Annotated in this window: 18 protein-coding genes and 1 other RNA gene; 6 read left to right on the top strand and 13 right to left on the bottom strand. The window is 43.3% G+C overall.

What is annotated here, in order from left to right; all coding sequences use genetic code 11:
• The first annotated feature begins 2 nt into the window (after positions 1 to 2).
• A complete protein-coding gene (locus NIES1031_RS08595; RefSeq protein ID WP_073549029.1) occupies positions 3 to 1,394 on the top strand; it encodes a cytochrome c biogenesis protein in 1,392 nt (463 codons plus the stop codon).
• Between the two features lie 17 nt (positions 1,395 to 1,411).
• Here the strand turns inward: NIES1031_RS08595 and queF are convergent, their stop codons facing one another.
• The 5 genes from queF to NIES1031_RS08570 all read right to left on the bottom strand — a co-directional run bounded on the left by queF (position 1,412) and on the right by NIES1031_RS08570 (position 3,397).
• Entirely contained in the window at positions 1,412 to 1,906 is a 495-nt protein-coding gene (queF, locus tag NIES1031_RS08590; RefSeq protein ID WP_084544294.1) for a preQ(1) synthase, read from the bottom strand.
• Positions 1,907 to 1,928: 22 nt separating this feature from the next.
• Positions 1,929 to 2,324, bottom strand: a complete 396-nt coding sequence (locus tag NIES1031_RS08585) for a hypothetical protein (protein WP_073549028.1) — start codon at positions 2,322 to 2,324, stop codon at positions 1,929 to 1,931.
• Between the two features lie 167 nt (positions 2,325 to 2,491).
• Positions 2,492 to 2,869 (bottom strand): phasin family protein, encoded by a 378-nt coding sequence (locus tag NIES1031_RS08580; protein ID WP_015187498.1) that lies wholly within the window; start codon positions 2,867 to 2,869, stop codon positions 2,492 to 2,494.
• Positions 2,870 to 2,894: 25 nt separating this feature from the next.
• Positions 2,895 to 2,991: signal recognition particle sRNA small type (gene ffs / locus NIES1031_RS08575), an RNA gene on the bottom strand.
• A 139-nt stretch (positions 2,992 to 3,130) separates the two neighbouring features.
• Entirely contained in the window at positions 3,131 to 3,397 is a 267-nt protein-coding gene (locus NIES1031_RS08570) for a YciI family protein (protein WP_073549027.1), read from the bottom strand.
• 56 nt (positions 3,398 to 3,453) lie between these two features.
• Between NIES1031_RS08570 and NIES1031_RS08565 the strand changes: the two genes are divergently transcribed.
• A complete protein-coding gene (locus NIES1031_RS08565; RefSeq protein WP_073549026.1) occupies positions 3,454 to 4,011 on the top strand; it encodes a 2'-5' RNA ligase family protein in 558 nt (185 codons plus the stop codon).
• 9 nt (positions 4,012 to 4,020) lie between these two features.
• Here NIES1031_RS08565 and NIES1031_RS08560 read toward each other — a convergent pair whose 3' ends face one another.
• From NIES1031_RS08560 to NIES1031_RS08545, 4 genes are all read right to left on the bottom strand, one after another.
• The gene (locus NIES1031_RS08560; protein WP_073549025.1) at positions 4,021 to 5,406 is read right to left on the bottom strand and encodes a RuBisCO small subunit-like domain-containing protein; all 1,386 of its coding nucleotides are present in this window, start codon (positions 5,404 to 5,406) and stop codon (positions 4,021 to 4,023) included.
• Positions 5,407 to 5,929: 523 nt separating this feature from the next.
• Positions 5,930 to 6,277, bottom strand: coding sequence for a ribulose bisphosphate carboxylase small subunit (locus NIES1031_RS08555; RefSeq protein ID WP_015187494.1), 348 nt, complete (start codon positions 6,275 to 6,277; stop codon positions 5,930 to 5,932).
• A gap of 71 nt (positions 6,278 to 6,348) precedes the next feature.
• Positions 6,349 to 6,750 (bottom strand): RuBisCO chaperone RbcX, encoded by a 402-nt coding sequence (gene rcbX / locus NIES1031_RS08550; protein ID WP_015187493.1) that lies wholly within the window; start codon positions 6,748 to 6,750, stop codon positions 6,349 to 6,351.
• Between the two features lie 90 nt (positions 6,751 to 6,840).
• Positions 6,841 to 8,271 carry a form I ribulose bisphosphate carboxylase large subunit gene (locus tag NIES1031_RS08545; protein ID WP_015187492.1) on the bottom strand — a complete coding sequence of 477 codons (1,431 nt, stop codon included), beginning with the start codon at positions 8,269 to 8,271 and terminating at the stop codon, positions 6,841 to 6,843.
• A gap of 382 nt (positions 8,272 to 8,653) precedes the next feature.
• On the opposite strand from NIES1031_RS08545, the gene panB reads away from it, so the two are divergent.
• Positions 8,654 to 9,427: a 3-methyl-2-oxobutanoate hydroxymethyltransferase gene (panB, locus tag NIES1031_RS08540; protein WP_073549024.1), complete on the top strand. Its 774-nt coding sequence runs from the start codon at positions 8,654 to 8,656 to the stop codon at positions 9,425 to 9,427.
• 102 nt (positions 9,428 to 9,529) lie between these two features.
• Here the strand turns inward: panB and NIES1031_RS08535 are convergent, their stop codons facing one another.
• Complete coding sequence (locus tag NIES1031_RS08535; RefSeq protein ID WP_073549023.1) at positions 9,530 to 10,804, bottom strand: MFS transporter; 1,275 nt, start codon at positions 10,802 to 10,804, stop codon at positions 9,530 to 9,532.
• A gap of 42 nt (positions 10,805 to 10,846) precedes the next feature.
• On the bottom strand, positions 10,847 to 13,774 hold the full coding sequence (locus NIES1031_RS08530) for a zinc-dependent metalloprotease (protein WP_073549022.1): 2,928 nt from the start codon (positions 13,772 to 13,774) through the stop codon (positions 10,847 to 10,849).
• A gap of 246 nt (positions 13,775 to 14,020) precedes the next feature.
• Here NIES1031_RS08530 and NIES1031_RS08525 point away from each other — a divergent pair, with 246 nt between their 5' ends.
• The 3 genes from NIES1031_RS08525 (at position 14,021) to NIES1031_RS08515 (ending at position 16,658) form a co-directional block, all read left to right on the top strand.
• Complete coding sequence (locus tag NIES1031_RS08525) at positions 14,021 to 14,503, top strand: pentapeptide repeat-containing protein (protein WP_073549021.1); 483 nt, start codon at positions 14,021 to 14,023, stop codon at positions 14,501 to 14,503.
• A 93-nt stretch (positions 14,504 to 14,596) separates the two neighbouring features.
• Complete coding sequence (purT, locus tag NIES1031_RS08520; protein ID WP_073549020.1) at positions 14,597 to 15,760, top strand: formate-dependent phosphoribosylglycinamide formyltransferase; 1,164 nt, start codon at positions 14,597 to 14,599, stop codon at positions 15,758 to 15,760.
• A gap of 4 nt (positions 15,761 to 15,764) precedes the next feature.
• Positions 15,765 to 16,658, top strand: a complete 894-nt coding sequence (locus NIES1031_RS08515) for an alpha/beta fold hydrolase (protein WP_073549019.1) — start codon at positions 15,765 to 15,767, stop codon at positions 16,656 to 16,658.
• Between the two features lie 77 nt (positions 16,659 to 16,735).
• Here NIES1031_RS08515 and lnt read toward each other — a convergent pair whose 3' ends face one another.
• Positions 16,736 to 18,253 carry an apolipoprotein N-acyltransferase gene (lnt, locus tag NIES1031_RS08510; RefSeq protein WP_143167738.1) on the bottom strand — a complete coding sequence of 506 codons (1,518 nt, stop codon included), beginning with the start codon at positions 18,251 to 18,253 and terminating at the stop codon, positions 16,736 to 16,738.
• A 109-nt stretch (positions 18,254 to 18,362) separates the two neighbouring features.
• On the bottom strand, positions 18,363 to 20,954 hold the full coding sequence (gyrA, locus tag NIES1031_RS08505) for a DNA topoisomerase (ATP-hydrolyzing) subunit A (protein ID WP_073549017.1): 2,592 nt from the start codon (positions 20,952 to 20,954) through the stop codon (positions 18,363 to 18,365).
• Between the last annotated feature and the right edge of the window lie 9 nt (positions 20,955 to 20,963).

Genomic DNA, 20,963 nt, shown 5'->3' with positions numbered 1-20,963 from the left:
CAATGTCATTAGATTCTGCCAAGTTAAATTTGTGGTTATCGCTGCGGCGCTTTTTTCGGCGTGAGTTTTTACCAGTATTAACAGACTTGCGCTTGGCAATTATTTTGCTGTTGGCGATCGCAGTTTTTAGTATCTCTGGTACTGTTATCGAGCAAGGACAATCAGTCGCATTCTACCAAGCAAACTATCCCGAAGAGCCTGCGTTATTTGGCTTTCTTAGCTGGAAAGTCCTGCTAAGCTTAGGGCTAGATCATGTCTACCGTACTTGGTGGTTTTTAGCACTGCTGATTTTGTTCGGTTCAAGCTTAACGGCTTGTACATTTAGACGTCAATTACCTGCGCTGAAATGGTTTTCGCGAACTTGGAAATTTTATAAACAGCCGCACCAGTTTCGTAAGTTTGCGTTGAGTGCAGAGTTCAGCCACGCTACAGTCGATAACTTAGTGCCTTTAATAGAAAAACGCTATCAAGTTTTTCGCGAAGGAGATGCGCTTTACGCTAGCCGAGGTCTTGTGGGACGTGTTGGACCTATCGTCGTTCATGCCAGCATGATATTGATTCTTGTAGGCGCAATTTGGGGTGCGATGACAGGCTTTATGGCGCAAGAAATGGTTGCGAGTGGGGATAGTTTCAAAGTCCAAAATATAGTTGATGCAGGACCCTGGGCAGCACCACAAATTCCTCAAGATTGGTCGGTACGGGTCAATCGATTTTGGATTGACTACACACCTACGGGCGGTATCGATCAGTTTTATTCAGATTTGTCTGTCATTGACGATCAAGGGCAAGAAGTTAAGCATAAAAAGATCTTTGTCAATGAACCGCTACGCTATCGCGGTGTAACGTTTTATCAAACTGATTGGGGAATTGCGGCGATTCGCATTCGGCTGAATAAAAGTCCAATCTTACAACTACCAATGGCACGGTTGAATACGAATGGTCAAGGACGCCTTTGGGCGACTTGGATTCCTACTAAACCCGATTTGAGTGCTGGAGTCTCGCTTGTTGCTAGAGACTTACAAGGAATGCTACTTCTGTATGACACAACTGGGCAGTTAATTAATACTGTGCGCCCTGGGATGGGAGTTGAGGTCAATGGTGTAACGTTAAAGATTGAGGAAGTTGTCGGTAGTACAGGGTTGCAAATTAAAGCCGATCCAGGAATTCCCTTTGTTTATTCGGGTTTTGCTCTACTCATGCTGGGCGTACTCATGAGTTATATTTCGCATTCGCAAATTTGGGCGTTACAAAAAGACGGTAAGCTTTATGTTGGTGGGAAGACAAACCGCGCTCATGTGGCTTTTGAGCGAGAGTTTTTAGGTATGTTAGAGCAATTAGGAAAGCCAACTGTTGTTCCAGATGCGGTGAATGCGATCGCCAGTCAAGAGGCTTAAGGTTATCAAAAATTCCCCTACTTCAGGTCTGACTCTTTACGAGTTAGGGTGTTGCTTTGTGTTGGCGTTTGCTCGCGTTTGTGAGTCACTTCGATAACGGTGTGGACATTACCGCGAGGATTGAAATCGCCCTTGATTTGAACTTCTAAAGGGTCGCACGCCGCAACGAAATCATCTAAAATTTGGTTGATTGATTCTTCATGCGAGATGTAGCGATCGCGGTAACTGTTAATATAAAGTTTGATTGCCTTAAGCTCGACGACGCGCTCGTTAGGAACGTAATTAATATAAATCGTGGCAAAGTCAGGATAACCCGAAAAAGGACACTTACACGTAAATTCTGGCAAAGTAATGTAGATGTTGTACCAGCGTCCAATACGCGGGTTAGGAAAGGTAATCAGTTTTCCTTCATTAATATGACGTTCACCATACTTCTGTTGCTCAACAGTTTCATTATCAGCAGCTAAGCTTGCTTCAGTTCCACTTTGCACTAAACTTGATTCGTTACTCATAAACCACAATTCTTGCCAATTTCTAGTATTGCTCCCAATCTGGACAATTGTTGTCATCCCAACCATAAGGATGCATTGCACAAACTAACAAGTTTCCGCTGTACACTTGACCGTGGTAGTAACGACAACCGATACACGCAGCATTCTTTTCTAGACTTGGTTCAACTTCATACGGAAAAGAATGTTCAGCGTCTCCGACAAATTCTTCTAAATCCCAGTAAACTTCAAGTAGCGGATCGGCTAGGTCGTTCAAATACTGGTCAATTTCCGTAGCAATTGTATATTGGACTTGCTCAGTTATTTCTTCAGAAATCTCAAATACTGAATCAACAACTTCTGAAACTCCTTGGAAGAATCGTTCTACTTCGTCTGCGACTGTTTCTAGGATTTCAAAAAAATCTTTTTGCCACTTTTCCATAAACGGCTATGTCCTCATTAACTCGTGAAGGAACAGGATAGGCTACTCAATTTAATTGATTTAGCTTGCCCTATTCGATCTATAGTCTAAAAACAGTAGTGACAGACAAAAGTCTCCGTCAATCGCAACTTAATGCAACAAATGAAGAATTTTAACTGAGAATAATGTTATTGTTGTCGCTTAAGTCTTTGTAATTCTTCTTGTAGTCCCAATACTTGCTGGCGCAGCTTCTCCACGTCTTGATCGTCTTGCTGTACCGTCGTTGTTTCGTCATCAGTCAAAATTTCGATGCGACGTGGTTCTCTGTTTTGATTGCTAGCGCTTGGCTCATTCACAGACGATTGTTGTGCTTGCTGCATCAAGTCTTCGACGAAGTGCTTAGCTTCTTCTGTCGTCATTTCACCACGAGCGACCATTTCTTCTGCTAGCTTCTGGGCTTGCGATCGCAATTCTGATAATTTCCCGCCTGCTTTCTCGCCTGCATAAGAAGCTAGCCCAACGCCGAGATAAAAAGCTCTTTGTACTACATCTCCAAATCCAGGCATAGTAATTATTTGCTCCCTAAACTAAGGCGACCCGGATTCCACGCCTATCACAAGCATCCCGTATTGCTGCTACCTTCCGGTCCTGACAAGATTTGGGCGTTGTGATTGCATGGGTCCAGGTCTGAATCTAGGATAACACTTTAGAAGCGCAATTGCTAAGTTGTACTTTTCTTGGTTGGGTAATAGGTAATTGAAAGTTGGTTAATCTTTCTACCAATTACCAGTTACCGATGACCAGCTTTTTTTCATCCATTAACTTTATTATTCAACGACGACTTGCCACTCGTAAAGCTTGTAGCTTACACAACCGTTTTGAATTAATGGATCTTTGGCAATGATCGCTTTGGCTTCTTCAAGTGATGCGGCTTGAAACACCATCATCCCACCACCGTGTTGAGTCCAATAGCCGCTGCGGGCTTGATGTCCGTTGGCAATCAATTCTTTGACGTAAGCTTTATGCGCAGGTACGTGCAGGTCAAACTTTGGCTTTTCCACGATGCCTTCTTCAATCTTGACAAACCAAGGCATTTATGTTAATCCTCAGCAATAACATACAGAGAAAGTTTTCGTAGGTTATCAGATCCTTGGCTCAAATAACCAATCGCTATTTTATTGCTTTATTGCCGCCGTTGGAAATTCAAACTCGCGTTCGAGAAATTCAGCAGCATTTTGCTGAGCGCTATAGTAGTCGGGGTGCGTTGCGATCGCCGCCGCATATTACGTTACAGCCACCGTTTCTTTGGAGTGTCGAGCGTGTTAACCAACTAGAAATGCTGCTTGGCAATTTTGCCCAGCAGCGATCGCCACTACCAATTGTTCTTGATGGATTTGGTGCTTTCTCGCCGCGCGTGATTTACGTTAATGTCCGCAAATCTTCAGAATTATTAGCTATACAAGCTGATTTAATGGCACAATGCGAATCGATAGGAATTGTCGATCCTGTTTCTAAAACACGTCCTTTTGCTCCGCACATGACCGTTGCATTTCGCGATTTAACACGGCAGAGCTTTAAAGCAGCGTGGATACAATTTCAACACCAAAAGTTGTATTTTGAGTTTACGACAACTGATTTAACGTTACTACTTCATAACGGTAAACAGTGGACAATCGACGCTAATTTTCCCTTTACTTTCAACAACTAGCTGCACAGCTTAATTGTTATCTGGTCTTTGGACAATTGTCTCCATAATTCGCCGCTTATTTTTGGGATCTACACCAAAAATTCGTACATAGTCACCCGTATGCTCATCCAAGCACGTTTCCAAGGCGATGACCGCTTCTGATTCGCCATGAATTGCTGGGCTACAACTTTGCCAAGAACCAGTACTGAAACGTCGTTTATCTACATATTCAATACCAATATGATACCCTTGAGCAATCAGATTTTTGACTTGCTCTAATGTTTCTAAGCCCACTCTACGCGTGAGAACCTCGTTATGGCGGTTTGTTGAAGTATTAAATCCATTGTAGCGTGGAGGAGTTAATGAGCTAGGTTCGTAGCGTGTTGATTGAAAGCCAACGGGTTTCTTTGTTTCAACTGTATGATGTTCAGAATTGGATTCTGGAGTAGATTGCTGTGTGGGAGTAGGTGTTGGATTTGCTGCTGGTGCGATCGCGTGTCCGCGATTAGCACTAATCGGGTTGCGGTTGGCGTAGTACAAAGCTTGGTTGTACTCACGAACTAATCGCGAACTTTCAACACGTTGCTGTTCTTGAACCATGAAATTTCCTGATTCAAGTAAATGCGATAACCTGAAATCTGGTTTTTGAAAGACGGGTGGTTCTTCAGTACTATTTACGACACGTAATGATACGCGCTCGATACCAGTTTCATGGATAAAGCGGCGAATTTGTTCGTCGTATACGCGCGATCGCAAGGCGCTGAAAAAGTCAATCGCTTGATCGGGAAATGCATCAACAAGTTGAGTCACTTCTTGCGCCGATAGTCCATCTTCTGCAAAAATTCCACCAACGATACCGATTTTATCGTCGCGATCCGGTTCCCAATAAAACTTTTCCATTCGCCCTTCGCGAATCAGCGGGGCGTACAACGTGGAAAAATCGTTACCTGTGACGATAATCGGGACGCGGTGTAACGGTGTTGAGTCGTAACTTCCTGGAAGTTGAACATCGGTAGGATTATCAGCAATATTCATCAACGTAGCATTGACCAACTGCGTATTTACGGTATACTGCGTTCCTTCGTCGAATCTTCCTGCACCAGCATCAAGGTCGTTGATCATTAACGCGACCATTTTACCGCGCACTTTGATTAATTCCGCAGCTTCCCGATAGCGCAAACGAATGAGTCGTGCTGGATCGCCTGCGTCTGGGCTTTCGAGTTCTCCACCAGAAATGTGAATAACTTCAATTCCCATGCGTTCAAAAACTAACTCGCATTGAAAGGTCTTTCCTTCACCTTTGCGACCATGAATACCTAAAATCAGCGGTACGCGGATTCCTGGAAGGTCGAGAAAGTTTTTCGTGATATGAACAGCAAGTTTATCGAGAAAGCGGGGGGAGATATAGTAACTCATGAATTTACAATAGTACGCAATTTAGGATTTAAGACAATCTTAATTTTTTCTGGCAGTTGCAAGCACACTTGTACCAAGTTTTTAGCTCGCTTAATTTCTTGGTAATAATTGAAATAAATTATTATGATTTTTTTATAAATTAGTGATAGCAATGACTAATCATTGTAAATAATTTTTTATACAGATATCTTGGATGAATTACAGATACATCCCGACTGAAGCCGGGGCTACCTAAGCAAAGTGTACCTTCGTACACTAAAACAAGACTTTTACTTTTATGCTACTTTTAGCAGTAAGACCAGGGCAGTGAGTTTTGTTTATATAGTAGCGAATTTATTCATATTCAGTTAATACCTTTTCACTTTAAAGTATTTTCGGTAAATTCAAACCTTTTACTAAATACTCAATTTCTAAAGGGCAATAAACTTTAATTCAGTAAAAAAAAGAGGCAGGTTTTCTACCTCTTATTTCAAGGGAAAGATAACTTAATTACAGCTTTCCCCTGCGCTCAAACGAAGATAATTTAGTATCTGCCGCCGTAGCTATTTTGATTTGGCTTATGTACGATAAAACTGAGGATTTGGCATTGCTTAACGTTGTCAAAACCAACTACACGTATATAGCAATTGCCATACTCTGAACGACAAGCTTGAACTTCGCTGAGTACTTCTTGGGTACTTCTAGCACCAAACAAAGGCAATTTCCATAATGTCCAGTAGTGTTGTTCCGGTTCCGAAGATTCGTTGAACTCAACTGCTGGGATGTAGCCTTGGTTCAGAATGTATTGGATCTGTTTTGTAATTTGAGCATCGCTTAAAGGTGGGAGATAAGACAGAGTTTCGTAGCGACGCTCTTTGGGTAAGGTTTGCATATCTTCAGAATTTACTTTTGTCGATGTGTGTCAGAGGAAGTGAATAGCCCTTAGCTAATTGCTTTGTCTTGCTAACTGGATGGATTATCCAAATTAGACTCAGTAGTTGCTTGTTGCTCGTGGCTGGGGTTAGATTCTAGCTGCGTAATTCGCTCTAAATGCTGACGGCGATGCTCCATGTTTGCTTGTTGAATGTCACTAAGAACTATTTCGGGTAGAAAGTCTACAACTTCTTGCGCAATGTGTTCTCTGACAACCATAATCCGCAAAGCTAAATCAGGCTTCTCTTGAAACAACTTGTGGATGTATGCTTCTCCGTCTTGAATAACTTCTTTCGCAGAAAAGCGATGCAACCAAAGTGCCAGTGGCGGATTAGTTTCGCTGATCTGAGCTAGTACCGTTCTCATCGCCTGATAAGTCAGGTAGCTAGAGAGCGTCTTCGCTGTGTCTTTCGCAATTCGTTTTAAATCCATGCTTGACCCCAGCCGGAGGAATTTAAGAATTTAGATTTGGAATTTAGATTTTAGATTAATCTAAAATTCAAAATCCGCCATCTCAAATTATTAGAGTGTATCCATTGCCTCGAACTCGAACTTGATTTCCTTCCACAGTTCGCAAGCAACTGCAAGTTCAGGACTCCACTTCGCAGCTTCGCGGATAACGTCATTACCTTCACGTGCCAAACTACGACCTTCGTTACGCGCTTGAATACAAGCTTCTAATGCAACACGGTTAGCCGTTGCACCAGGTGCGTTACCCCAAGGATGTCCTAAGGTTCCCCCACCGAATTGTAAGCAGGAATCGTCGCCGAAGATTTCTACAAGCGCTGGCATATGCCAAATGTGGATACCACCAGATGCTACAGGCATAACACCAGGCATCGAAGCCCAGTCTTGAGTGAAGAAAATTCCGCGATCACGGTCTTGCTCAACGTAATTCTCGCGCATCAGGTCAACGAAGCCCATTGTAATGCCGCGTTCGCCCTCAAGCTTACCAACGACTGTTCCTGAGTGTAAGTGGTCGCCACCAGACATCCGCAAGCATTTTGCTAGTACGCGGAAGTGCATACCGTGATTCTTTTGACGGTCAATTACCGCGTGCATTGCGCGGTGAATGTGCAGCAGAACACCATTATCACGACACCAACGCGCCAGTGTTGTATTTGCAGTGAAACCACCTGTTAGATAGTCGTGCATGATGATTGGCATTTCAAGTTCTTTTGCGAACTCAGCCCGCTTCATCATTTCTTCGCAAGTGGGGGCGGTGACGTTGAGGTAGTGTCCTTTAATTTCACCTGTTTCCGCTTGGGCTTTATGAATTGCTTCTGCTACGAACAAGAAGCGATCGCGCCAGCGCATGAATGGCTGCGAGTTGATGTTTTCGTCGTCTTTGGTGAAGTCTAGACCACCGCGCAAGCACTCATAAACTGCACGACCGTAGTTTTTAGCCGATAGACCCAGCTTCGGTTTGATTGTGCAACCAAGCAAAGGACGACCGTACTTGTTCAGTTTGTCGCGTTCTACTTGAATACCGTGTGGAGGTCCTTGGAAGGTCTTTAAGTAAGCGACAGGAATCCGCAAATCTTCCAAACGTAATGCACGTAGTGCTTTGAAACCAAATACGTTACCTACAATCGAGGTCAACATATTGGTGACGGAGCCTTCCTCAAACAGATCTAACGGGTAAGCAACGTAACAGATATACTGGTTGTCTTCACCTGGAACGGGTTCAATATCGTAGCAACGACCTTTGTAGCGATCAAGGTCGGTTAACAAGTCCGTCCATACTGTTGTCCATGTACCTGTGGAGGACTCAGCAGCTACAGCGGCTCCTGCTTCCTCTGGAGGAACTCCAGGCTGAGGAGTGACGCGGAATGCCGCTAAAACATCCGTATCTTTAGGTGTGTAATCTGGGGTGTAGTACGTTAAGCGATAATCTTTAACCCCTGCCTGATACCCAGTCTTTGTCTGAGTCTTTGTTTGAGCGTAAGACATATTTTCTTCCCAAGAAGTCACTCACTTCCACTTGCCAAGCGGCAAGCTTCTTAGAAAAACTATACCAAGGATTCGATAAGTTAAGATTTAAATCTGCTGTATTGTTTGATAATTAAACTTTATAAATCTTACGAATTATTAATTTTTGTGATATAATTTAAAAACTGTAGTAAAAACTACAGTTCGGGTAATCTTGAAAAAACATTAAATTTAAGAAAAACTGACATTAATAAATCTGTACAGTAGGATAAAGCGCTGTTGTAGTCGAGTCGAGCAGTAAATAAAAAGAAAGAAACCTTAACAAAACTAGACATTGTGTTAGGTTGTTGCTAACGCTACGCTATTCGTTGATTTTAGTGGCGTTAAGCAGGAAAAAACGGATATGGCAGTAACTATCCAACAATTAATTGAATGGAAAAAACAGGGAAGAGCGATTGTAGCGCTGACAGCATGGGATTATGCGATCGCACACCTATTAGATAGTGTAGGAATAGACATTATTTTAGTAGGCGATTCGTTATCAGTTATCCTCGGATACGAAACAACACTGCCACTAACGATTGAAGAAATGTTGCACCATGCTAAAGCTGTGCGCCGTGGTGTCAAGCAAGCGCTTATAGTAGTTGATCTCCCGTTTTTGACGTATCAAGAAAGCCCGCAGCAAGCATTACGGAACGCTGGACGAGTTTTAAAAGAGACAGGTGCTCATGCGGTAAAGTTAGAAGGCGGATATCCGGCAATGACAGCAACGGTTGCTTACTTGGTACAAGCCGGAATTCCGGTGATGGGTCATGTGGGGTTAACACCACAGTCGATACGCCAACTTGGTTTACGGCAACAAGGTAAGACACCCGAAGCCGGAGAAAGAATTTTACAAGAAGCGATCGCCCTCGAACAAGCGGGAGCCTTTAGTATTGTCTTAGAACATATTCCCCACGATTTGGCCGCACAAATTAGCCAAAAATTAACAATTCCCACAATTGGAATTGGTGCAGGGTCAAAATGTGATGGACAAGTGTTAGTAACGGTTGATGTTCTGGGGCTTTCTGAAAGACAACCGCCGTTTGCAAAGTCATATACAAACTTAAGCGAAGCAATCGTGCAAGCTGTTCAAAGTTTCGCAACCGAAGTACGTGATCGCAAATTTCCCGAATAGCCCTACGACTGAAGTCGGGGCTACACAAACAAAGTGCGCCTGCCTACGCACACTAAAAACAGTCAGCCCACGCAGATAGGTTTTGTTTTGCTAGCTACGAGTTTATTCGCTTAGTACTCCCGCAGGTGCGATCGCAGAATTTTTACGCCGACCAAGAAAATACAAAATGAACATTCCATACATCGTACTGAAGGAAATCACTAACCAGGAATAATGCGCTACATTTTGCGGCTGATCCATTGCCCAACCACCGAGAATAGGACCAACAAAATAACCAATAGACCAACATTGGTAGCTAATCGCAAGGTAAACTCCGCGTAGCGATGGAGGTGCTAACTCGGCGACAATTGCAGGAGCAAAGGGCTTATAAACGACAGAAGCAATCGACAAGATACTCAATGCAGCAATCATTACAGCAAATTGTATTGATGAATCAATTCCAGTCGCCCAAACAAAGAAAAACCCAGTTCCCCATAGCAGCATAGAAATCATCAAAACTTTAACTTTTGACAACGAGCCGAGAATTTGGACAATTGGCAACTGTAATACTGCACCCAAACCGATGTAACACCACGTAAATAGATTAGCAATACTAGCGAGTGAAGCTTGTGTAAATTCAGTTGTACTTGATAAATGCGAACTTGTGTTCGTGAAGTATAAAGGTAAGGTACTACTTACCAAAGCAACATAAGTCGTAAATAAGACGTTAACAACAACAAATAATCTCAAGGCTTGGTCTTTGAAAGCAACAGCAAATCCTTGCAGCGTGTTGGTATGCGCTGGACTATCGTGCCGTGTTTCAACGATCGCAACTTGGATTAAAACTAAAAAACCCAGAAACAGTGATCCACTTAACACAAAAAGTGCTTCAATGCGATGAATAAGACTAAGCAGTAATCCGCCGCTGAAAACACCTAATCCGCTACCAAGACTATCTGCTAAAACTAAAATTGCAAAGGCGTAATGACGCTGTTCTGACGTTGTAACATCAATCACTGCTGCATCAGCCGCGGTCCAATAACACCCCGCACTCAAACCCATAATCAAGTTCGCAACAATCAGCAGCGGCAAATTATGCGTGAATACTAAAACAAGCGCAGCAAGGATTGATAGGATCGCAGAAACTAAAAGTGTCTTTTTGCGACCATATTCTGAATCTGCTAAGTAGCCTCCCAAGAAATGTCCTAAAACACCTGCAAGCGAACCGCTACCAATCCCGATTCCTACTGCGGTTGCAGATAAGCCCACTTGCTTAACAAATATCAGCGGGATGTAAAACTGAATTAATCCATAACCTGTTTGGTAGAGTAATCGACCGATCGCCTGAAACCAGAGTTGGTGATTTGATGGCTGAAGGAATGATGGTAGATAAGTCATGTTGCAATGACAGCTTTACCTATCTACCCTAGCTTCTTGTAGCTATCGCGATTGAATTTGAGCATTGAGCGTTTTTTCGATGCGATCGCGTGTTTCTTCTAAATGGGCTTTTGTATATTCATCAAACTTATTCGAGCGCGATAATGTGCGACTGAGGTGAGTGCGAAGTTGCCGTAGTTTATACCATGCAAGCGTCCGCGCGTCTTCGGGTACAGAAGAATTGCGTAACACCATCGCGGTTAAAATCTTGAGATGTTCGCGTTGTAAAGCCCGACGTAAACTGTTAATCTCAGTGCGTTTGTTTGGTTGGATAACTTCCGTCCAGATGTCATTTTGCAGCGTATCAAATAATTCCGGTAGTGTTAATGCGGTTCCAGGTTGACTTTTCAGTTCAATATCGCGCAAGCGTATCAAGCGATCGCCCGAAAGTAACTCCTTGAGTACCATGCTTTGCATCATGTTAATGCTGTCATGAATCGGGTAATCAAGACGACCTAGCATTACATCACTACCCCAGTGTCGCCAGCGCGACGGTGCTAATTTATTCAGCAAATCAGGTGGAAAATTAAACGCATCTGCTGCAAAGATATATTTTTCTAAAGTTGCTAATGCTTGTCGCTGTTTTTCAACTGGTACAGGTTCAAACGGTAGCCTTCCATTAGGATCTCCCGCATGATTGCGCGAAAACGATTGTCCTCCAATATACTTTGTGGTATAATACGTATGGCGAAGATAGTGTAAGAACACGGCATCAAATAATTCGCTTAATTTGGCGTAACTTTCTCCTGTTTTTGGATAACGCTTGTGTAAGCGATCCCACATTACCCGCGAGTTTTCTAATTGCCACTGCGAATAACGCAGTACATCATTACTGTTATCCCAAGCGTTGACTTCAGGATCGAGGTCGAATAAATCCTCATCGGTAGCGTAGGCGAGTTCTGGTTGTGCGGAACGCCGCGCGATTTCGTCTAAAAATGGCTTTTCGGCGATCGGGTGTGCAGCATTTGTTGGTGTATATCCATATTGAATCGCCCAAATATCGTAAGGACCAACCACCGCAGGAAAATAATCACCTTGTTGCATACCTTGCGGCGCTAAATTCGGTGGAATATAATCCATGACTGAGGTTGTCAAACCCCTAATTTGGGTAACAGTTGTATTGTTCAACTCTTCTGGTTGCAATAATGTGCTACCCCGAAAATTGTGTCTTAAACCTAAAGTGTGTCCTACTTCGTGTGCAATCACCAAACGTAGATACTGATGAATATACTCTTTCATCTGGTCGCTATTAGGCGACGTATTTTGAAATAACGATAGCGCTAGCGAACCGATCGCAAACTGATTCACCGCTTCAATTCCATAACACAAATCGTACTCGATTGCCATTTGCGATAACGGCGACAAGCGCGAAGGAACTGGACTCGCAATACCAACAACACTTGCTAAATTCGGTTGTGATTCAGGTTGACGTAGCTCATTCGTACAGAGATTACCTCCAGTCCCCATCATGTGTGATAGTAATGATGTTGGTTGTGTTTGGTGCTGTTGAATTAAGTTACGGTATTCGTGCTTCAGTCGGCGGACAAAGCTCGCATCGACTAAAATATCAGCATCTAAGATTTCTCCGGTTAAAGGGTTAACACGGGATGGACCTAACGCAAAAAAACCATCGACGGTATTAATCCAGCGAATTGTGTTATAGCGGACATCCGCAGGGTCCCACTTAGCATCATTAGGCATTTGCTTGACTTGAATTGCGTCTTTAAATCCTGCTTTTTCAAATGCTTGATTCCACATCAAAACGCCTTCTTTAATCGCCTCGCGATACTCTAATGGAACCGCATTTTCAATCCAGAAAACAATTGGCTTTTTGGGTGGTGACAACGGTGCATTAGGATCTTGCTTTTCAAGATCCCAGCGATTGATATAACGCACAAAAGGATCGCTACGGTCGTCGCTGGAAAAATCTTGGTAAGCTGTGATGAAATAACCGACACGTTCGTCAGCTAAACGCGGACGGTAATTGCTATTTTTTGGTAATTCAGAAAGACTGTAGCGGACGCGCAAAGTTAAAGCGCGGCTATCAGGGATTGTCGATAAGTTAGCAGGATTTGTGCTGTTGCTAGACGAAAAACCATAAACAGACTCGATTTCAACGTTTAAGGGAAAGGCTTTCGCACCACCAAAGTGTGATTTTTTGCTATCGAGTTGATAAGGAACTGACAGCATTGCTGACAAATGTGATGATAATCCTGGAACATCGCTTAAGAGGAGATCGCCTAAATCGACAAGAATTGTTTGGCGTTGGGGATGAATGCTTTTGATAGGTAAAGCGTAAAGTACAGAATCACTAAACGAACGTGCTAGCGATCGCGCTTGCGGATCTCCAGGGCGCGTGCGAAAGTTGACATTACGTACCACAAAATGCAAATTATTATTGACGCGACGGAAGTAAAACAGAAAGTCTTGTAACGGCATTCCGCTATAAATTCCACGTTCGCCGATACCCGATTCCATTGTAATCGTGCCTAAGAAATTTTTATTTAACTGCTGCGGCTTGATTTCTAGATAGATCTTACCTGTATCTTTTTGTGTATAAAGCGTATATAACCCTTCGACTTTTGTCGTATCTTTGACGACTTCGTGAAATGGTTGTAAGTCAGCTTGCTTGGTTGTATTTTTTGTTGCTATGTGTTCAGGAATATTCGGTTTCTTTTCGTCTTTAACAGGTTGTAAAAATGGCTGTCGTGCTGCTTTGACATCCTCTACTACCCAAACAAACGGTTGACGCTGCGGTTTGTCGTCTTGAAGTACCCATACTCCTGGTGGTTTTTGTAAGGGGTTATCTTCTGTTTGGATTTCGGTTGACTGTGATAGTGGAGGTATAGACGTGATCCCTGCGATCGCTGGTTTAATTCCAACAAATAATAAACTTTGTAATAAAACAATGTATAATGGTAGCCTCTTCATTCCACCAATCCCTTCACTGGTTTCTGAGCGTTTAATTTATATAACGGCGCAATTGATTCCTAAATCTCCCCACTAGCCCAAGCACTTCGGCTATCCTGGGTTAGCATCGGCTTTAGCCTTTAAGCCAAGCTTACTATTGTGTATCATTCCCAGAAATAGCTTTTTTGTTAACGTCATATCTTACTTTTGCACTTAACTCAGCAGGATATTGGCAAGTTATGCACAAAATTAATTGTTTTTAGCACAATGTTGAACTTTGCGACTCAAGATCTTTACGATACGTGCAAACAGTTTCTCCAAGAAAGCCGTTGTCAACGTTTACTACAACTTCAGCAGCTTGGTTTAGCACGTTATGCTGATTTCTTAACACAAATGCGCTTAGATGAGGTAAATATACTTTGTGTTATGCGCTTTTTACACAATCCTAGTCGTGTAAAATTTCCTCAGCTTCAAGGCGCAGACTTATCAAATTTGATTTTGGATGGTAGTAATTTGATTCGTGGCGATCTGTCAAAAGCGAATTTACAGGGGACTAGTCTTATTAATGCTGATTTAATATTTGCTAATTTGACAAACGCAGATTTGAGAAATGCTAATTTAACAGGCGCAACATTAAATGAAACGATTTGGCAGGGTGCTAAAGTCGAAAATTGTGTTTTTGATGAGGGTATTGGATTGACGAAGATTCAGCGAGAAAATTTAATATTACGCGCTGCTCGATTTAATTAAAATAACGAACCACGTAGGCGTAGCCTTCCCGGAGGGTAGGACACAAAGATATCTTTAAAAAGACAATAAAAAGTTTAAGATAGAAGCTTTAATATGAATTTAACACTTCCACGAAAGTTTTTATTACTTGGTTCAGGGGAATTAGGTAAAGAATTTGTCATTGCAGCGCAACGTTTGGGTAATTATATTGTTGCGGTCGATCGTTATACAAATGCGCCAGCGATGCAGGTAGCGGATGAATGTGAAGTGATTTCAATGTTGAATGGTGATGACTTAGAAGCTGTTGTTCAAAAACATCAGCCAGATTTTATTGTTCCTGAGATTGAAGCAATTAGAACTGAAAAGTTACTTGAATTTGAACAGCGGGGAATAACTGTAATCCCAACAGCGAAGGCGACAAACTTTACAATGAACCGCGATCGCATTCGCGAATTAGCGCATAACCAATTGGGGATTCGTACTGCTAAATATGCTTATGCAGCTAGGTTAGACGAGTTAGTTGAAACTTCTCAAGCTATTGGCTTTCCCAATGTTGTTAAACCTATCATGTCTTCGTCAGGAAAAGGTCAGTCGATTGTTTATCAAGCTGATGAAGTCAAAACAGCTTGGGATTATGCTCTAAAAAACTCTAGAGGTGATAGTCAAAAAGTTATTGTCGAAGAATTTATTTCCTTTGAAACTGAGATTACCCTGTTAACAATTAAGCAGTGGAATGCACCAACAATTTTTTGTCCTGCGATTGGACATCGGCAAGAAAGTGGAGATTATCAAGAGTCTTGGCAACCTGCTGAAATAACTGATAAATTGTTAGCTGAAGCCCAAGCGATCGCGCAAAAAGTAACTGATGCTTTGGGTGGTGTAGGAATTTTTGGAGTTGAGTTTTTTGTGACAAAAGATGAGGTGATTTTCTCAGAACTTTCACCTAGACCGCATGATACAGGCATGGTGACACTAATTTCGCAAAATCTCAATGAGTTTGAGTTACATCTTCGGGCTGTTTTAGGATTACCCATACCACAAATTGACTTATTAGCACCTTCAGCAAGTGCTGTCATTTTAGCCCATGAATCTGTTGATAAAATTTATTATGCTGGTGTTGCTGATGCTTTAGCAGAAAAAGACGTTGATTTGCGTTTATTTGGCAAGCCAGATGCACGTCCAGGGCGACGTATGGGAGTTGCGTTGGCTAAAGGTGATACGGTAAAAGTAGCCAGAGCAAAAGCAATAAAAGCTGCTAGCCAAGTTAAAGTTGTTTAAAGGTATGTTTCTCGCCTTTCTACCACCTCAAGTACAGCTGCTTAAGGAAGATGCAGCAATTGTTTTAGCGCAAAGTATCAAACGTGAGTTGATTGTCACTCCGTTGAGTCAACAGGCGATTGGGCGTAGCGCAGCGCCCGAAGCGATCGCAACAGCTTATGTACGTCAAGGTACAGGTAAGCCTATTTTACTTCTGCATGGATTTGATAGTTCAGTACTAGAATTTCGCTATCTTCTACCATTGCTGGCTAAGAAATATGAAACTTGGGGAGTCGATTTATTGGGATTTGGTTTTACTGAAAGGATTAGGGGAATTGATTATAATCCAGCGTCAATTAAAGCCCATCTTTATAGCTTTTGGAAGTTAATTAATCGACCATTAATACTGATTGGAACTTCGATGGGAGGTGCTACAGCTATTGATTTCGTGCTTGATTATCCGCAAGCAGTAGAGAAATTAATATTAATTAATAGCGTAGGCTTTAGCGGTGATTTCCCAGTCGGTAAATTCTTGTTTCCACCCTTTGATTATTTAGCAGTAGAATATTGGCGACAGCGTAAACTTCAAGCTCTCTTTTGGGATAACTTTAATCCCTGTCAATTAATTGATGCTATCCGGTGTGCATCGTTACATTTAGATATGCCTTACTGGTATGAGGCAATGCTGAGTTTTATGAAAAGTGGTGGATACGGTCATTTAGCAGATAAGATTCCTAAAATTAATAAACCAACACTCATTTTATGGGGTGATCGCGATGATACGTTGAGTGTGAATGATGCAACGAAGTTTCAACGGGCGATCGCAGATTCTCAATTGATTTGGTTGAAAAATTGCGGTCATGTTCCACAATTAGAACAGCCGGAGGTTTTAGCTGGTTATATTCAAGATTTGAATTAGTACGAACGACAGAGGAGGACACTACCGTAAGGGGTGATTCCGACTTGAGCAAAGTGTCTGTGCATAGACGCAGAGAATTAAGAAAGAGGATTTATTTTTTTACTTGCTGGAAGGGAGGTGAGTTTGGATATGATAGCTAATCCTAAAAGTAAGGGTGTGAGCCAGTCTCCCCAGCGGACGTATAAAGTTTGTGTAGTGCGCCGATAGATTGTTTCGGCGTGTAGTTCGTAAGTGTTTAAACCAGATATCCACACTGTTCTACCGTGGGGATCGACGATACCTGAGTAGCCTGTGTTTGTCGCGCGTACTGCCCACCGATCAGTTTCGATGGCGCGCATTGTATCTTGGGCATGATGTTGTGCTGGCATTGAAGGGCTGTAGTGAGCGTTGTTTGCTGCACTGAGGATAAATTGTCCGCCTGCTGCGGCTTGGTAGCGTACTTCTTCAGGGAATGCAGAACTGTAACAGATAACCGCGATCGCACGTCCAAAGGGTGTATCAAATACTTGATCGGGCGCACCTGCTACCTGCTTAGCTTCTAGTGGAGACAAGCGCCGAACGAGTCCGCCTAAAACCTGTTCAAACGGAATATATTCGCCAATTGGTACTAATTTAACTTTGTCGTAACGACTGAAGACTGTGCCATCTCTACTCAGAGTAAATAAGCTGTTCGTGTAATTTTGTCCTTGTTCGCCAAATGCACCAATCCACGCGGTAACGCCTTTTTCTTGTACAGCAGTGTAGAGAGAAGTACGCAGCACTTCACTCCACATAAAGGGTAAAGCTCCTTCGGGTGTGAGTACTGCTTCAACGCCTTGTTCGGCTAGCGTGATGTAGCCTTCAGTGTAACCCGTGATCGCCCGCCGCAAGCCTTCAGAATAAAGTTTAATTGTATTGGGGATATTACCTTGAATAATTCCTACTTTTAAAGCAGTTTCTGGGGGCTGTACCAACGGACGGCTAGATAAACCAAAGCCAACGAGATGCAACGCCACAAAAAGTAGGCAGCTACTAGCAAAAAGTCGTAGTGTAATTGTATTCTTGCCCGATCCCCGACCTCCGACCTCTGACCTCTCATATCTCATCCATGCTTCTGCAAGTAAACCATTTACGGCAACAATTGTAGCTGTGACGGTGAGGGAACCAGAAATTTGACCGAGATGGAGAATAATTAAGTTATGTGGGCTTTGAGTATAAGAAAGTGAAGTCCAGTATAAAGGTCCTAAGCTCCATAAACTCTCTAAACCACACCACAACGCAACACCAATAAGAACGCGGGTGAATGTTCCCACACCTCGACTAAAAACAGTTATGCAGACAGCCCAAGCCGTTACTAAGGCTGCGCCCCACAGCGTAATTGCAGCCCAGCAAAACAGCGCGATCGCAATACTAGCAAGCCAAGGTACTCCCATCCACATCATCGGGTGAACGCCAGTAATCCAAGCTAAAGCGACACCGTGATACCCGCTTCCCCACAGCAAAGCAGAGAGTAATTTGGTTTTTCGTGGTGTGGAAGATGCAACGATTACCCACAAGGGAACTAACGCAATCCACGCTAGAAACCATGCTTCGACAGGGGCGACGGTTAACCCCATTAAAATACCGCTAGATAAAGCAAGAAAACCAAAGGCGGGTAATGTCCACCTCTGGTGTTGTTTACTCAATTTTGTTTTCACAATCGGCATTTTGCTGATTTGTTAGCTCTTAATTTTCTGTTTCAGTTGCGTCGCTAACATCAGGTGGAACCAAAGCAACAGCGGCGATCGCATCATCTTCATCTAAACGCTGAACGCGCACGCCAGTAGCCGAACGCGATTGCGGTGATATAGCTTTCACTGCTTGACGGATAATAATCCCGCGACTTGTTACTATCATCAGTTCATCATCTTCGTTGACAATATGTAATGCCGCGAGTTGATCTTTAAAGCCTTTACGGGATTTAAATTTGGTCGCAATCTTACCTTTAGTTGCCCGATTGTACAGTTTAAACTGCGTGACAGGTACGCGCTTACCGTAGCCGCCCATCGTTACAATCAACACCCACGGTCCTTGAGTATTGTTTTCGAGCAATTCTGAATTTTCTTCGGTTTCATCCTCGATTTCAACGTCTTCCGCTTCAGTATCTGCGGTAACACTACTGTTGAGGTTTGCCAATACCGAACTCGGTAGAATATCCATCCCAATCAGTTCATCGCCGTCACGCAGTTTCATCGCTCTTACGCCGCGTGTTGCGCGACCAAGCGGACGTAATTGTTCGTGGTCGGTTCTAAAATGAATCGCCATGCCGTAGCGCGAACCGATAATGATGCTATCTTCGACACGTGCCCGTCGTACCCAACGCAATTGGTCGCCTTCTTCTAAGGAGATGGCAATTAAGCCGTTTGCTCGAATGTTACTAAAGGCGCTGAGTTCAGTTTTTTTGATGTAGCCCCCTCGTGTCAGCATGACGAGGTACTCGTCACTACTAAATTCGCTGACTGGGACAACAGAGGTAATTTTTTCATCTTTGGGAATTGGTAGCATTTGTACCATCGGAGTACCGCGACTTGTCCGCGAACCAAGCGGAATTTGGTAAGCTTTGAGGCAATAAACAACTCCACGATCGCTAAAGAATAAAACACTATCGTGGTCGCAGCACGTCAAGAAATGCTCAATTCCGTCGTCTTCTTTCATCCGTGTTGCAGCTTTCCCGCGAGTTGCTCGACTTTGCGCCTCGAAAGCATCAATGGGCATTCGCTTGATGTAACCTTGTTCTGTCACCAGAATTAAAGCTTTCTCGTTCGCAATTAAGTCAGTATCGCCGATTTCACCTTCATCCGGTTCAATGACTGTCCGGCGCGGTGTCGCGTGCGTTGTTTTAATTTGAGTAACTTCAGTTTCAATAATTTCTAAGACACGTTCGCGTCGTGCTAAAATGTCGCGCAGATCGGCAATCTGAAGTTGTAATTCTTCGTGTTCTTGACGAATTTTCTCGGCTTCTAGCGCTGTCAGTCGCCGCAGTTGCATTTGCAAAATAGCATCTGCTTGAGCATCGGATAAACCGTATCTTTCTATAAGTTCGTGACGCGCTGTTGGTGCATCAGCAGCATGACGAATTAATTCAATAATTCCGTCTAAGTTGGCTAAGGCAATTAATAATCCTTGCAACAGGTGATCGCGTTCCTCGGCTTTGCGCAGTTCGTGGCGCGTTCTCCGACTTATTGCATCGATGCGAAAGTCTAAGAAGACATTGAGGAACTGTTTGAGCGTTAGTAATTGCGGTTCCCCATTGACAAGAGCCAGCATATTGGCTCCAAAGTTTGCTTGTAAAGGCGTTTGCTTGTATAAGTTATTGAGAACAACGCGAGGATAAGCATTGTTTTTAAGTTCAATGACTATCCGCATACCGTCGCGATCGCTTTCATCGCGAATATCCGCAATACCTTCTAGTCGCTTTTCATTCACCATTTCCGCGATCCGTTCGATCAACGCGGCTTTGTTCGTTTGATACGGCAGTTCAGTAATAATAATTGCTTCGCGTTCGGGGCGTCCGCGTTGTTCGATTGTTTCAATATTCGCTACCCCACGCATGGTAATAGAACCACGCCCAGTTGTATAAGCTTCGCGAATGCCACTTGTTCCTAATACCTGTCCTCCTGTGGGAAAATCAGGACCAGGAATGTATTGCATTAATTGGTTATCTGTAATTTCAGGATTGCGAATCAGCGCTACTAATCCATCAATCAACTCACCTAGATTGTGCGGTGGAATATTCGTCGCCATTCCAACAGCGATTCCAGAGGCACCATTGAGGAGAAGTTGCGGAACGCGTGCGGGTAATACAATCGGTTCTTGTTGCGAACCGTCAAAGTTATCGGTAAAGTCTACTGTTTCTGATTCAATATCTCGTAGTAGAGCATCACCTGTAAATGCTTGCAAGCGACACTCGGTGTATCGCATTGCTGCTGGTGGATCGTTGTCTACAGAACCAAAATTTCCATGCCCATTAATGAGAGGTAATCGCATGGAAAAATCCTGTGCCATGCGCACAAGTGCGTCATATACCGAACCATCACCATGTGGGTGATACTTACCTAAAACTTCCCCCACGACACGGGCGCATTTCCGAAAAGGGCGGTCTGCGGTTAAGCCCAATTCGTGCATTGCATAGAGAATGCGACGATGCACAGGTTTCAGACCATCCCTGGCATCTGGCAGCGCTCGACCTACAATAACGCTCATCGCATATTCTAGGTAAGACCGCGACATCTCATTACGCAGATCAGTCGGGATAATCCTATCCTGAGAGCTTGCCATACGGTGAAA

Source organism: Chroogloeocystis siderophila 5.2 s.c.1 (assembly GCF_001904655.1).
Classification (GTDB): Bacteria; Cyanobacteriota; Cyanobacteriia; order Cyanobacteriales; family Chroococcidiopsidaceae; genus Chroogloeocystis; species Chroogloeocystis siderophila.
Note: the sequence above shows the minus strand (reverse complement) of the source record. Positions and strands in the feature narration are given on the sequence as shown.